General features: G+C 37.8%; 13 protein-coding genes. 2 read left to right on the forward strand and 11 right to left on the reverse strand.

Annotated features, from left to right (window positions below):
- Positions 1-13: 13 nt before the first annotated feature.
- Complete coding sequence (locus tag FAR12_RS05295) at positions 14-907, reverse strand: deoxyribonuclease IV (protein WP_126407083.1); 894 nt, start codon at positions 905-907, stop codon at positions 14-16.
- A 19-nt stretch (positions 908-926) separates the two neighbouring features.
- Positions 927-2,237 (reverse strand): DEAD/DEAH box helicase, encoded by a 1,311-nt coding sequence (locus FAR12_RS05300; protein ID WP_126407085.1) that lies wholly within the window; start codon positions 2,235-2,237, stop codon positions 927-929.
- A 317-nt stretch (positions 2,238-2,554) separates the two neighbouring features.
- Here FAR12_RS05300 and FAR12_RS05305 point away from each other — a divergent pair, with 317 nt between their 5' ends.
- Both FAR12_RS05305 and FAR12_RS05310 read left to right on the forward strand, forming a co-directional pair.
- The gene (locus FAR12_RS05305) at positions 2,555-3,124 is read left to right on the forward strand and encodes a YqfQ family protein (protein WP_246010295.1); all 570 of its coding nucleotides are present in this window, start codon (positions 2,555-2,557) and stop codon (positions 3,122-3,124) included.
- 314 nt (positions 3,125-3,438) lie between these two features.
- A complete protein-coding gene (locus FAR12_RS05310; RefSeq protein ID WP_126407087.1) occupies positions 3,439-4,383 on the forward strand; it encodes a 4-hydroxy-3-methylbut-2-enyl diphosphate reductase in 945 nt (314 codons plus the stop codon).
- A 37-nt stretch (positions 4,384-4,420) separates the two neighbouring features.
- Here FAR12_RS05310 and FAR12_RS05315 read toward each other — a convergent pair whose 3' ends face one another.
- From FAR12_RS05315 to ccpN, 9 genes are all read right to left on the reverse strand, one after another.
- Positions 4,421-5,536 carry a Nif3-like dinuclear metal center hexameric protein gene (locus FAR12_RS05315; protein WP_126407088.1) on the reverse strand — a complete coding sequence of 372 codons (1,116 nt, stop codon included), beginning with the start codon at positions 5,534-5,536 and terminating at the stop codon, positions 4,421-4,423.
- A gap of 2 nt (positions 5,537-5,538) precedes the next feature.
- Positions 5,539-6,249, reverse strand: coding sequence for a tRNA (adenine(22)-N(1))-methyltransferase (locus FAR12_RS05320; protein ID WP_126407090.1), 711 nt, complete (start codon positions 6,247-6,249; stop codon positions 5,539-5,541).
- Between the two features lie 97 nt (positions 6,250-6,346).
- Positions 6,347-6,715: a cytochrome c550 gene (gene cccA / locus FAR12_RS05325; protein WP_126407092.1), complete on the reverse strand. Its 369-nt coding sequence runs from the start codon at positions 6,713-6,715 to the stop codon at positions 6,347-6,349.
- Positions 6,716-7,046: 331 nt separating this feature from the next.
- Positions 7,047-7,568: a hypothetical protein gene (locus tag FAR12_RS05330; protein WP_126407094.1), complete on the reverse strand. Its 522-nt coding sequence runs from the start codon at positions 7,566-7,568 to the stop codon at positions 7,047-7,049.
- Positions 7,569-7,659: 91 nt separating this feature from the next.
- On the reverse strand, positions 7,660-8,784 hold the full coding sequence (gene rpoD, locus FAR12_RS05335; RefSeq protein ID WP_126407096.1) for an RNA polymerase sigma factor RpoD: 1,125 nt from the start codon (positions 8,782-8,784) through the stop codon (positions 7,660-7,662).
- Positions 8,785-8,839: 55 nt separating this feature from the next.
- Entirely contained in the window at positions 8,840-10,651 is a 1,812-nt protein-coding gene (gene dnaG / locus FAR12_RS05340; protein ID WP_126407098.1) for a DNA primase, read from the reverse strand.
- Positions 10,652-10,736: 85 nt separating this feature from the next.
- Positions 10,737-11,174: a YaiI/YqxD family protein gene (locus tag FAR12_RS05345; protein ID WP_126407100.1), complete on the reverse strand. Its 438-nt coding sequence runs from the start codon at positions 11,172-11,174 to the stop codon at positions 10,737-10,739.
- 453 nt (positions 11,175-11,627) lie between these two features.
- The gene (locus FAR12_RS05350) at positions 11,628-12,446 is read right to left on the reverse strand and encodes a pyruvate, water dikinase regulatory protein (RefSeq protein WP_126407102.1); all 819 of its coding nucleotides are present in this window, start codon (positions 12,444-12,446) and stop codon (positions 11,628-11,630) included.
- Between the two features lie 65 nt (positions 12,447-12,511).
- Positions 12,512-13,144: a transcriptional regulator CcpN gene (gene ccpN, locus FAR12_RS05355; RefSeq protein ID WP_170972109.1), complete on the reverse strand. Its 633-nt coding sequence runs from the start codon at positions 13,142-13,144 to the stop codon at positions 12,512-12,514.
- Position 13,145 lies beyond the last annotated feature (1 nt).

Consider the following 13,145-nt stretch of genomic DNA (forward strand, 5'->3'; position numbering starts at 1 on the left):
CAGCTCTTACTTTCTATTCAGCCAAAATATTAGCCAATAAGTTTTCATTAAATTCTTTACTACGAAGCATTGCAATTTCATGCTTGTACGGAGCCTTCTTATTATTCTTATCTTCTCCTACAAACGGTGTTTCTAATATTTTCGGAACGGACTCTAATTGTGGATGGTGCACAATATAGTTGAGAGCCTCAAAGCCGATATGACCAAATCCAATATTTTCATGACGGTCTTTGCTAGCACCACGCTCATTTTTACTATCATTAATATGAAGTACCTTGATGCGGTCAATGCCCACAATCTTATCAAACTCATTGAGCACGCCATCAAAATCTTCAACCAGATTGTAGCCTGCATCATGTGTATGACAAGTATCAAAGCATATAGAAAGTCGATCGTTGTGCGTAACTCCATCAATAATCATCGCGATTTCTTCAAAACTTCTTCCACATTCTGAGCCCTTACCTGCCATCGTCTCTAACGCAATTTGCAATGTTTCTTGGCCAGTTAAAACCTCGTTTAAGCCCTCGATGATTTTCTTAATCCCCGCTTCTGCTCCAGCACCTACATGAGCGCCAGGATGAAGTACGATTTGCTTTGCACCAAGTGCCTCTGTTCTGTCAATTTCAGTCCTAAGAAAACGAACCCCTAAATCAAACGTATCTGGATTTGTCGTATTCCCAATATTAATGATGTACGGAGCATGTACAACAATTTCATCAATACCGTGTTCCTTCATATGCAAAAGGCCCGCTTCAATATTTAATTCCTCGATTTTTTTTCTTCGAGTATTTTGCGGCGCACCAGTGTAAATCATGAATGTATTGGCTCCGTATGATACTGCTTCTTGACTTGCCCCTAGCAGCATTTCCTTTCCACTCATGGAAACATGTGATCCAATTTTCAACATACAATCCTCTCCCTTTGCTTTACTTTTTACGCTTTATACGATTTTGTCGCTTCTTTATTTTGTCCATTTCCCATTGCATCTTTTTCTTGTAACCAGGCTTAACCTTTGACGGCTTCTTCACAAACGATTTTGCCATTGCATCGACTTCGTTCTGCTGTCTTACACGTTTTTTCCGCTTATTGCGGTCACCGATTTCCACAATCTCCCCTTGCTTGATGTCCACATTCTTGAATTCAATGCCAAGGTTTTCTAATCGGTTCAAAGCATCCTCATCAGACTGGGTGTAGATCGTGAGGGCAAGTCCCGCTTTTCCTGCACGAGCTGTACGCCCTACACGGTGCACATAAAAGTCTAAATCACTTGGAAGCTCATAGTTAATAACATGGCTGACACCTTCAATATCAATGCCTCGAGCAGCTAAATCTGTCGCAACGATATATTGGTATTCTAAATCCCAAATTTGCTTCATCATTTTTTTACGTTCTCTCGGACTTAAGTTTCCATGGATTCTACCAACCTTTAGTCCTTTCTGAGTTAAGGAGTCCGCCACTACATCAGCCATCTTTTTCGTGTTTGTAAACACAATAGCCAAATAAGGATTTACTGCAGATAATACTTCATAGACCATTTCCTTTTTATCGCGATGTCTTGAAGGAATAAGATAATGATCAATTTTTGCAGCGGTTAATTGCTTCGGTTCGATTTGAATAAACTTCGGATTTTCTAAATATTTTTTCAAAAATGGCTTGAGCTTTTCTGGAATTGTTGCTGAAAACACAAGGATTTGTAGCTTTTGAGGCATTTTTGAAGCAATTTGATCCACGTCTTCAATGAAGCCCATATCAAGCATTAAATCTGCTTCGTCCACCACAATTGTATTTGCCTTATGAACAAATAAGGCTTGATCCTTTGTTAGGTCATTAATTCTTCCTGGCGTACCTACAACAATATGTGGTTGTGTCTTTAGCTTTTCGATTGCTCTTTGCTTGTCTGTACCACCGATAAACAATCGAGTTGTGATTTCATTTTCCGTTGCATGTTCTGTAACCTTCAAAATCTCTTGGTAAATTTGATTGGCTAACTCTCTAGTCGGAGCTGTGATAACAGCTTGTACCTCTTTTTTAGCTGGGTCTATTTTTTCGATAATCGGCAATATGTAAGAATGCGTTTTACCCGTTCCTGTTTGCGATTGTCCAATGGCACTTTCCCCTTTTAAAGCTACAGGGATAAGTTTTTGTTGAATTTCCGTTGGTTCATAAAAACCAATTTTGTTCAACGCCTCTATTATAAACGGTTTAAACTCATATATCTTAAATTTTGATTCTGTCATTTTCCTGCTCCTTTTAATAAATCCTACCCTTAGGTATTGTCATCATTCCATTATAATAAAGTTTTCCCTATTGCGCCAATTTGCTTGGCATCTTTTTTCAAATTCGTAGGTATTCTTAGTTTTTAGTAGAAAAAACTGTCTCATCGAAAATCAGACTAACATCCGCAAAAGTCTTAAACCATTCCCAATTTTATGCATAGGTTAATAAGAGAGATGAACTTCCAATAACGAACTGCGCGTTGATGCTGTGAATATACGCGATCATCCATAGAAAATGCGCATAACGGAAACTTGAAAGATTGAAAGGAGGGCTTAGCTTGCAACCAAGAATGAGAGGACCTCTTCCACCACGTATGATGCCACCGAGAATGCCCAGAGGTAGTTTCCCTCAGATGAATCGAATGGGAGGCGGGATGCGAGCACCTGGTCCGTCAAGAGGCGGCGGTGGATTACTCGCTAAGATATTAGGTAGAGGAGGAAGGCAAGGAGGAGGAGCAAATCCATTTTCCTTTGGAGCAGCTTCAGCTGCGGGACGTGCTAGTGGTGGTGGAGGGCTTTTAAAAACATTAACAGATCCTAGTGCCCTGAACGGTTTTCTAACAAATACGCAAAAAGTGCTAAACACTGCTCAACAAGTTGGACCAATGGTTCAACAATATGGGCCAATTGTGCGAAATCTCCCTTCCTTATGGAAACTTTATAAAGGATTTAAAGATTTACCATCTGATTCAGAAGAAAATTCTACCACTGAAGAAGCCACTAAAGAAACAAAAAGTACCGCAAAACGCAAGCCTGCCAGAACTCGAGAAAACAAAGAAGAAAGTCTTGAGCCTGTTGAACAAGAACGCTCTAATAAAGGTCAGTCGATGCCAAAATTATATGTGTAGAAAGAATGCTGTTTTGAAAGCATTCTTTTTCTTCGCTGTTTTCTATCGATCATTGTTTTTTCGTAAATGTCCAGAACCCGACATTTACACCCCCTATATGGTTTAGTGCTACATATTATTTTTTCACGGCACTTTTCGCTACCCATTTAAGGAAATCTGGCTATGTATTTTAGTCAATTTTTATATAAAAGCTTCAATCTTTGTGAAAAGAGCCTTTTAATTTCCAACTTCCTCAAATTGAGGTTTTCCTAGAAGTCCGATATAATGGTTTCATAGATTGAGTGTTTTGCTTTTTATAGGAGGTTGGATTTTAAATGGAAGTAATCAAAATTTCTCCACGTGGCTATTGCTACGGTGTTGTCGACGCCATGGTGATTGCAAGAAATGCTGCTTTAGATAAAACATTACCAAGACCTATTTATATCCTTGGTATGATTGTTCATAATAAACACGTTACGGATGCTTTTGAGGAAGAAGGCATTATCACTTTAGATGGTAGTAACCGCCTTGAAATCCTTGAAAAAGTGGATACAGGAACGGTTATTTTTACGGCTCATGGTATTTCACCTGAAGTACGAGAATTAGCGCAAAAGAAAGGACTTGTAACACTAGATGCTACCTGTCCAGATGTAACAAGAACCCACGACCTCATACGTGATAAGAAGGAAGAAGGTTATCAAGTCATTTATATCGGTAAAAAGGGGCATCCTGAGCCTGAAGGAGCAGTAGGTGTTGCTCCTGATATCGTTCACCTTGTTGAATCAGAAGAGGATGTCAAAAACCTTAATCTTGATTTTGACAAAATTATTGTGACGAACCAAACGACGATGAGTCAATGGGATGTTAAACATATCGTTGAATTATTGTTAGAAAAATATCCTCATGCAGAGTTTCATAATGAAATTTGTAATGCGACTCAGGTTCGTCAGGAAGCTGTAGCCCAAAAGGCTGGAGAAGCGGACGTAACGATTGTCGTGGGTGATCCAAAGAGTAATAACTCGAATCGTTTGGCACAGGTGTCAGAAGAAATTGCTGGGACAAAGGCTTATCGCATTGGCGATTTGAGCGAGCTTAACATTGAGTGGATTAAGGATGCAAAAAATGTCGCTGTAACGTCTGGAGCTTCTACTCCAACACCGATTACAAAAGAAGTTATTGCATTTATTGAGCAGTTTGATCCAAATGATGAATCAACTTGGAGAACCGAAAAGAAGGTTCCTTTAAACAAAATTTTACCTAAAGTGAAAACTGTAAATTAAAATAAGAGGGCGCAAATTTTGCGTCCTCTTTTTATGCTTACACAAATTGAAACGGGTCTGTATTAAGTTTAGAAGCCACAAATGTTACGTCTAGTCCTTTGTCTTGGGTCATTTTAGCTAAAATTTTCGCCACTCCATCTTTCATGACTTTCTCAACATTATGACCAGGGTCAATAATGTTTACCCCTTCCATTTGTGCATCATGGGCAACATGGTAATATAAATCACCCGTTACATATACATCCGCTCCCTTGAATTTAGCTGAGCGATAATATTTATTGCCATCTCCACCTAATACAGCCACCTTTTTTACAGGGGTCTGTAAATCTCCAACAACACGAACACCTTTGACATCAAGAGCTTCCTTAACACGCTCTGCAAATTGTCCTAATGTCATTTCGTCGATATACCCCACTCGACCAAGCCCTAGCGTTTCTCCTTGATTATCTAATGGGTAAATATCATACGCAACTTCTTCATATGGATGAGCTTTCAGCATGGCAGAAAGGACTCTTTTTTCAATGTTCTCAGGAAAAATCGTTTCAATTCTGACTTCATTCACTTCTTCAAGCTTTCCTTGTGTGCCAATATGAGGGTTTGTCTGTTCACCAGGAAGGAATTGACCTACCCCACTCGCCGTGAATGCACAATGACTATAATTACCGATGGCACCTGCACCAGCTCTCCCTAACGCCTCTTTTACTGCCTTAGCATTTTCTTCGGGCACAAAAACAACTAGTTTCTTTAATTTTAATTCATAGGTTGGCACAAGTACCTCTGTATTCGTAAGTCCTAATGCTTCTGCTAATAAATCATTGACTCCGCCTTTTGCCACGTCTAAATTCGTATGGGCTGCATACACGGCAATATCATGCTTGATCAATTTTTCAATAATTCTCCCAGCTGTTTGTTCCGTGGCTATCTTTTGTAATGGACGATAGATGATTGGATGATGGGCAATGATCAGCTGTACGTTTTCTGCAATCGCCTCATCAACCACTTCCTCAAGAACATCTAATGCAATGAGTACTTTTTCGACCGGTTTATTTAATCGGCCAATTTGAAGTCCGACCTTATCGCCTTCCATGGCATAAGCCTTCGGTGAGAATTGCTCAAATAATTGAATGACTTCATATCCATTCGCTTTCTTCATCCTTATCCAAGAACCTCCTCTATCATGCGAAGCTTATTATGTAATTCTTCTTTCTTTTGACGATTTTCTTCAGTATCAGCAGCTTGCTCAAGCTTACTCAATATTCTCATCCAATTGTTCATTTCACCTTTCCATTTCTTCACAAAAGGTTCCGTTCTTTTAATCGATAAGAATGGACCCATCAATAATTCCGACTGTAGTTTTTCCTGATTATAGGACTGAAGTGGTTCCCCTTTTTCAGCTACAAGGATTTCGTAGATTTTTCCGTCCTCTTCTAAAATTTCTTCCTCTACTAACTTCCACTCATGATCCATTAGCCAAACTCTGATTGATTGAGCGCTTATATTCGGCTGCAGAATTAACCTTGAAACACCTTCAAGTTTGTCCAATCCTTGTTCGAGAATACTTGCAATCAAAGCTCCACCCATGCCAGCGATTGTAATGCAATCTACTTCTCCTGGAGAGATGACTGCAAGACCATCTCCTTTTCTCACTTCTATTTTATCCGTTAAATCTTCTGACTCCACTTGCTTTTTCGCTGATTGAAAAGGACCTTCTACAACTTCACCCGCAATTGCAAAAGGTACAAGCCCTTTTTTTACAACATGACAAGGCAAGTATGCATGGTCTGAGCCAATATCAGCCATTCGGCTTCCTTCTGGTATGTACTCCGCTACTGCCTGCAATCGATGCGATAATTTATCTATATTCATTCCTTCACCACTTTACTAATTCTATGGATGACTCCATTTAATAAGTATAAAAAAAGTCCTTTACATATGCAAAGGACTTCTGTTACTTATTTCGAACTTATTTTAGTGTTGCGAGCCATTCAGCCATTTCTGCCTCTTTACCAGCAACTAATCCACCAGGCATACCGCCATCAGTACCATTTGTAAGAATGTCTACAAGCTCTTCTTGACTATGTTTGTCGCCAACTCCGATTAATGATGGACCTGTAACACCCTTATAGTCTCCACCATGGCAGCCTACACAGCCTTTTTGTTGGAACAATTCTTCAGGTGTTGCATTTGCAACCTCTTCTGTTTTTTCTCCGCCATTTTCATTCTCTTCAGCGATTTCTTTCATATCGCCAAGACCTTTAAATGACATTAAGAACATAACAGCAATTCCTAGTACCATAATTAAAACGAACGGAATAATTGGATTACGATTCATTGCAATAACCTCCCTTATGTAAGAACAATCAGTCAAATAAATATTTTATATACAAACAACCTTTATTTTACTCGAAAAACAAAAGAAGGAAAAGACCTAAAGTAAAGTTTGTCACACTAAGTTCATAAAAAAGTCAAAAACTTCGCGACAATTTCAACCTAGTTTTCGTTTGTTGTCCATATTTTATCCTCACATATTTATTTTAATAAAGTTACAAAACCTGATGAAAGTAACTGAGGAAAATACAAAGTTTTAAAAATTATTCTTGACCTATGAATGAATTCGCTTACAATATGATTATAAGGGTGTTTATTGAATTTTCTTAATATTATTAAAGAAACATTGAAATGACAATCAACGCCATTCCCACATATCCGGATAAATGAAAATACATGAGCTTGAACTTTTTTCCTGCTAACAACCATAACAAGCAGTTTCCTAAAAGGACAATGTATAAAATAAAGACTCCTTCAGGAAAAAAATGAACAATCAACTCAACACTAAAGAGTAAAAGTAAAAGTGCAGTTATGACTAATGAAATTTGAAATGCCATCCCTTTTTTGAAAAAATAAACAGTAAAGGCGACTCCACTTAGCAATATAATACTAGAAAGACCCATTTGCAAATCGAAAGATAATTCTGTAAAATATAATAAAAAAACAAATACTGGAATTAATAACAAAGGCATCATATTGTATTTAGCTAGCTTCGTCTTTGATTTTCCTTGTTCCACGGGTTGATTCCCCTCTGTGTACAAGGCTAATAAGTAATCACAGTATTGTTCTGGAAGCATTTTATTCTGCTTCCAATATAGAATTTCAGTAACTATAACTTTTTTACGATTTTCATCCATACCGTCGCATCCTTTTTATAACAAAAACAAAAAATAGTTTACCTCAATTGTATGAAGTAAACTATTTTCTGGCAATATATTTTTTTAGACTCTATTCTAAAAAGTCCTTTAGACGCTTGCTTCTGCTTGGATGTCTTAGTTTGCGAAGGGCTTTTGCTTCGATTTGTCGAATACGTTCGCGCGTTACACCGAAGACCTTACCGACCTCTTCAAGTGTTCTTGTGCGTCCATCATCAAGTCCGAAACGAAGACGTAGAACATTTTCTTCTCGGTCCGTTAAGGTATCAAGAACGTCTTCTAACTGCTCCTTCAATAATTCGTAAGCTGCATGCTCAGCAGGTGAAGTTGCATCTTGGTCTTCAATGAAATCTCCTAAGTGTGAATCATCCTCTTCACCAATTGGAGTTTCAAGGGAAACTGGCTCTTGAGCAATTTTTAAAATTTCTCGAACCTTGTCAGGAGTTAAATCCATATCTTCTGCAATTTCCTCTGGAGATGGTTCACGTCCTAAATCTTGAAGAAGCTGACGCTGAACACGAATTAACTTATTAATGGTTTCAACCATATGAACTGGAATACGAATAGTTCTTGCTTGGTCGGCAATCGCACGCGTAATCGCCTGACGAATCCACCAAGTAGCGTAGGTACTGAATTTGAATCCTTTACGGTAATCGAACTTTTCAACTGCTTTGATTAATCCCATATTACCTTCTTGGATCAAATCAAGGAACAGCATTCCTCTACCCACGTATCTTTTAGCGATACTTACTACTAAACGAAGGTTTGCTTCCGCCAAACGTCTCTTGGCTTCTTCATCGCCTTGTTCAATTCTTTCGGCTAAGCGAATTTCTTCTTCAGCAGAAAGCAAGTCAACACGACCAATTTCTTTTAGATACATACGAACAGGGTCATTAATCTTAACACCAGGAGGGACACTGAGGTCATTTAAATCAAATTCCTCTTCTCCTTTAGACAGTTCTTGTACGTTTGGATCACTTTCATCGTTCTCATCAACTAGCTCTACACCTTGTTCTTCCAAAATTGCATAAAATTCGTCCATTTGATCGGAATCTAACTCGAAACTAGATAGCTTTTCAGCAATATGATCATAGGCTAACACGCCTGTCTTTTTTCCTAATTCCGTTATCTGTTCTTTTGCTTGTTCTAGGGTCAAATCTGAATCAACCTCTTTTGAACGGGCCGACTTTTCAGCCATATGTACCCCTCCTTCTAAAAATCACAAAACCAATTTATTAAAACTAAATCCCGCATCATAAAGTTTTACGAAGCTGAATAATTTCCATCGCAATCCTCGCAGCACTGGCAAAATCACCATGTCGCTCGGCTTCTTGTTGCTCTTTTTCTTTTTCCTTTATTTTTAACATTTTTTGATGTTTCAACACCTGATTAATATAATCGGATAATTCCTGGTCGCCTATTTCTTCATTTATGGACATCATCTCAATGTTGGCAATGATTCGCTTGAGCTTATCATCTGTCAAATAATTCATAAAGTGACTTGGATTGGGCTCCATTCCATCTTCAAAATATCCATATAAATAGGTAATAATCGCCTGGTGTTCATCAATATTAAAGGAATGACCTGCTAGCATATCTTGCACTTTGTGAGCAATATTTGGATCTCTCATCATGTGGTAAATTAATCTTCTCTCAGCATTGTGGAAAGCTTTCTTAGGTAGCTCTGGCTGCCTTGGAGCAATAACCAATTTTTTCTGTTCACTTATGGCTTGCCCTCGGCTATTTTTCTTATTTGAAAAATATATCTGCTTCTGCTCTTCCTGTAAGGCTTCCAATGAAAGTGAGAATTCATTCGCAATTTGCCTTAAATAATGATCTCTTTCAACTGCTTTATCGAGCTGACTAATTTCCTTTAATACTTTTTCGATATATTGGAGCCGATCTCCTTCGTTTTGAAGATCTTTTCCTCTTCTAAAGTAAAGAAGTTTGAATGACATCAATGTCATGCTTGAACCAATGATTTCTTTTGTAAACTTAGCTTCCCCGTATTTCTTAATATAATCATCAGGGTCTAATCCATCTGGCATCATCGCTACTCTTACTTGCGCACCAGCTTCTATTAAGAGGCTAGACGCGCGATAGGCAGCCTCGATTCCAGCATTGTCTGAGTCATAACAAATGGTAACTGCATCTGTATTCCTGCGAATTAAAGAGACATGTTCAGCAGTTAAAGAGGTTCCCATCGTGGCAACACCATTCTCTACTCCTGCACGGTCAGCAGCAATACAATCTGCAAAACCTTCAAAAAGTATAACTTGTTGCAGCTTTCGAATACTTGGTCTAGCTAAATGAAAATTATATAAAATTTTACTTTTATTAAAGATTGCCGTTTCGGGACTATTTAAATATTTGGGCTCATCTGCCCCGAGTGATCTCCCAGAAAAAGCAATCGTATTTCCCTTTTGGTCAAATATTGGAAACATTATTCGATCTCTAAATCGATCAAAATAAGTTCCATCTCTTTCCCGCTTTATAATGAGTCCCGATTTTTCCAAGATTTCAGGTTCGAAATTCCGCTTTGTCAAAAATTTATAAACAAAGTCCCATGAATTTAAGGCATATCCAATTTGAAATTTCTCAATCGATTCTAGTGTGAATCCTCTTCCCAATAGGTACTCTAACGCGTGCTGACCATCTTTTGTGTTTACAAGTAAATGATGGTAGAATTTACGTATTAACTCATGAGCTTCCATCATTTGTCTAATTTCAGGGGGTACAGAAGATTCTTTCGAAACCGATGAAGGAGATATTTCAAGTTCAATATTCGCCTTTTCTGCTAGCTTTACTGCAGCTTCCTGAAAGGAGAGGCTTTCGAGATCCATTAAAAACGAAAAAACATTTCCTCCAGCTCCACAACCAAAACAATGAAAAATTTGTTTGTCAGGGGAAACGGAGAACGACGGCGAATTTTCGCCATGAAATGGACATAATCCAAAATAGTTACGCCCTTGTTTTTTTAGTTGCACATAGTCGCTTACTAAATCGACTATATCAACTGCTTGGCGAATTTCATTTATTTTTTCTTCAGCAATTCGCGCATGCATTGAGAACAACTCCATATTTCAGTCATATTTTCAAAAAGGTAGTTCTCAGGAAACCTGGACTCATTTATCAGATATTCGGCAAAAATTAAAAATCACCTTTAATTTTCGACAATATTTTTATAAAATTTTTCTCAAATCGGATTCGATCTTCACGGGTAAAAGGTTTTGGGCCTTTTCCATATTTTCCGCTCCTTCGAGCTTTTGCTGATAAATATCTCATATGTAATGCGGACTCAATGTCCTTTTCTTCATAAAGATTTCCCCGTGGATCTAGAACAGTTACCTTTTTTGAAAGAAGAGTTGAGGCTAAACCGATATCTTGGGTAACGGCAATATCTCCGGCATTGGCATGATTCATAATAAACAAGTCTGCAGCCTCTTTATCTGAATCCACATAATGCCACGAGCCACCTAATGAATCATTACGCACATGATTATAGGAAGCAACAAAGATAAGACTTACACCGAACCCTCTAGAAATTTCGACAATCTCCTCTTTTACAGGACATGAATCTGCGTCCACAATTACCTTCAGTTTCTCTATTGTACTATAAATTCTACATCACTCCATATATTCCTGCTTAAAAAAGGAATAACTTTCGGAATCACTATTTGTCGAATTTTCTTTCGGCTCTAGTCTTGACTTCTATCCATAATTAGTTTATTCGTTCAGTAGTCAGTCTAAACCTATTATAAACATTTTTATCACAATTTTTTATTATAGTATAAACAATTGCAGTTTTCCATTATTTTTTCTCTCTAATTTAGAAAAAAATAAAGTTTTGTTGATTTTGGCTATTATATGAGCTTTTTTACGGGTTGTTCTTTCTCTCTTGACGTCCTCATGATTTGGTCACAAAGACATAGTTCTTAAAGTTTCACCTAAAAATATCTTTATGCAGAAAGTACCAAATCAGAAATCTAAATTCACAAAAAAAAGAAACTAGCCATATTTCCGTACTAGTTTCTCCATCAATCATTTAGTTATTTTACTTTTATAATACTGGTTTAGAATGATGTTGGCTGTTTCTTCTACTGCTTTGTTCGTCACATCAATTGTTTGGCAACCGATTCTAGTAACAATCTTTTCGAAATACTCCAGCTCTTCCTTGATGCGCGACACATTCGCATAGCTTGCTTGATCGTTTAAGCCAAGAGATAGTAGACGCTCTCGTCTAATACTATTAAGTTTTTCCGAACTGATCTTAAGTCCGAAGCACTTTTCCGGTGAGGTTTGGAATAGCTCTTCAGGAGGGTCAACTTCAGGTACGAGAGGAACGTTTGCTACCTTTAGTCGTTTGTGCGCTAAATATTGAGAAAGAGGGGTCTTAGACGTTCGAGAAACTCCAACCAAAACAATATCAGCCTTTAGAATCCCTCTTGGATCTCTCCCATCATCGTATTTAACCGCAAATTCTATTGCTTCGACCTTTTTAAAATAATCTTCATCAAGCTTACGTACTAACCCTGGTTCAAACAATGGTTTCAATCCACTTGCCTGTTGGATATCATCGATTAGGGGCCCAATAATGTCACAAGCATAGATTCCTTCTTTTACACTTGCTTGCTTCATATATTCACGAATTTCTGGTTTTACCAATGTATAGGCAATCATACCCTTGTCCATTTTAACAAGGGAAATCACTTCATCAATATCCTCTAGGTCTTCCACATATGGAAATCGTTTTATCGTTGCATTACTACCATTAAATTGGCTCACAGCAGCTTTCGTTACAAGTTCTGCTGTTTCCCCAACAGAGTCAGATACAACATAGATGATCGGCATACTTCCCATTTCTAAAAATCATCCCCTCTGTCACATTTTTAAACCGGTCTATTTATTATGTGATGTCACAATTCCTATTCATTACTAGCCAAAGCAACCATCGCTTTTGTTAAATTAGTCTTTGTTACACGTCCGATTACTTCATAGCCTTTATCAGTTTCTTTTACGACTGGTAATGCATCAATTTGCTTATCTATAAGTTTCTGAGCTACATCAATTAGTAAATCTTCTTTTACACACATCGTGATGTTAGGCATCCGTGTCATAATTATATTTACTGGAAGTGTTGTTAATTCCTGCTTTCCAATGCTTGCTCGGAGAAGGTCTTTTCTTGACAGTACACCAACTAATAGATTTTGTTGATCCACTACAAATAGTGTCCCCACATCCTCTAGAAACATAGTTACAATTGCATCATAGACGGAAACATTTTCACTTATTACTACTGGAATAGACTGATAATCCTTTACATAAAGCTTTTTCAGGTTTTCTGTAAGGAGCTGCACACTTGATTTACCTGTATAAAAATAGCCGACTCTTGGTCTTGCATCTAAGAATCCGGACATCGTTAAAATAGCTAAATCAGGACGTAATGTAGCACGTGTCAAATTTAATCTTTCAGCAATTTGTTCTCCTGTGATTGGACCGTTCTCCTTCACAATCTCAAGGATTTGCTCTTGTCGTTTATTCAGTTCTATTGTACTCACC

The organism is Bacillus yapensis (assembly GCF_005280205.1).
Lineage (GTDB): Bacteria > Bacillota > Bacilli > Bacillales > Cytobacillaceae > Robertmurraya > Robertmurraya yapensis.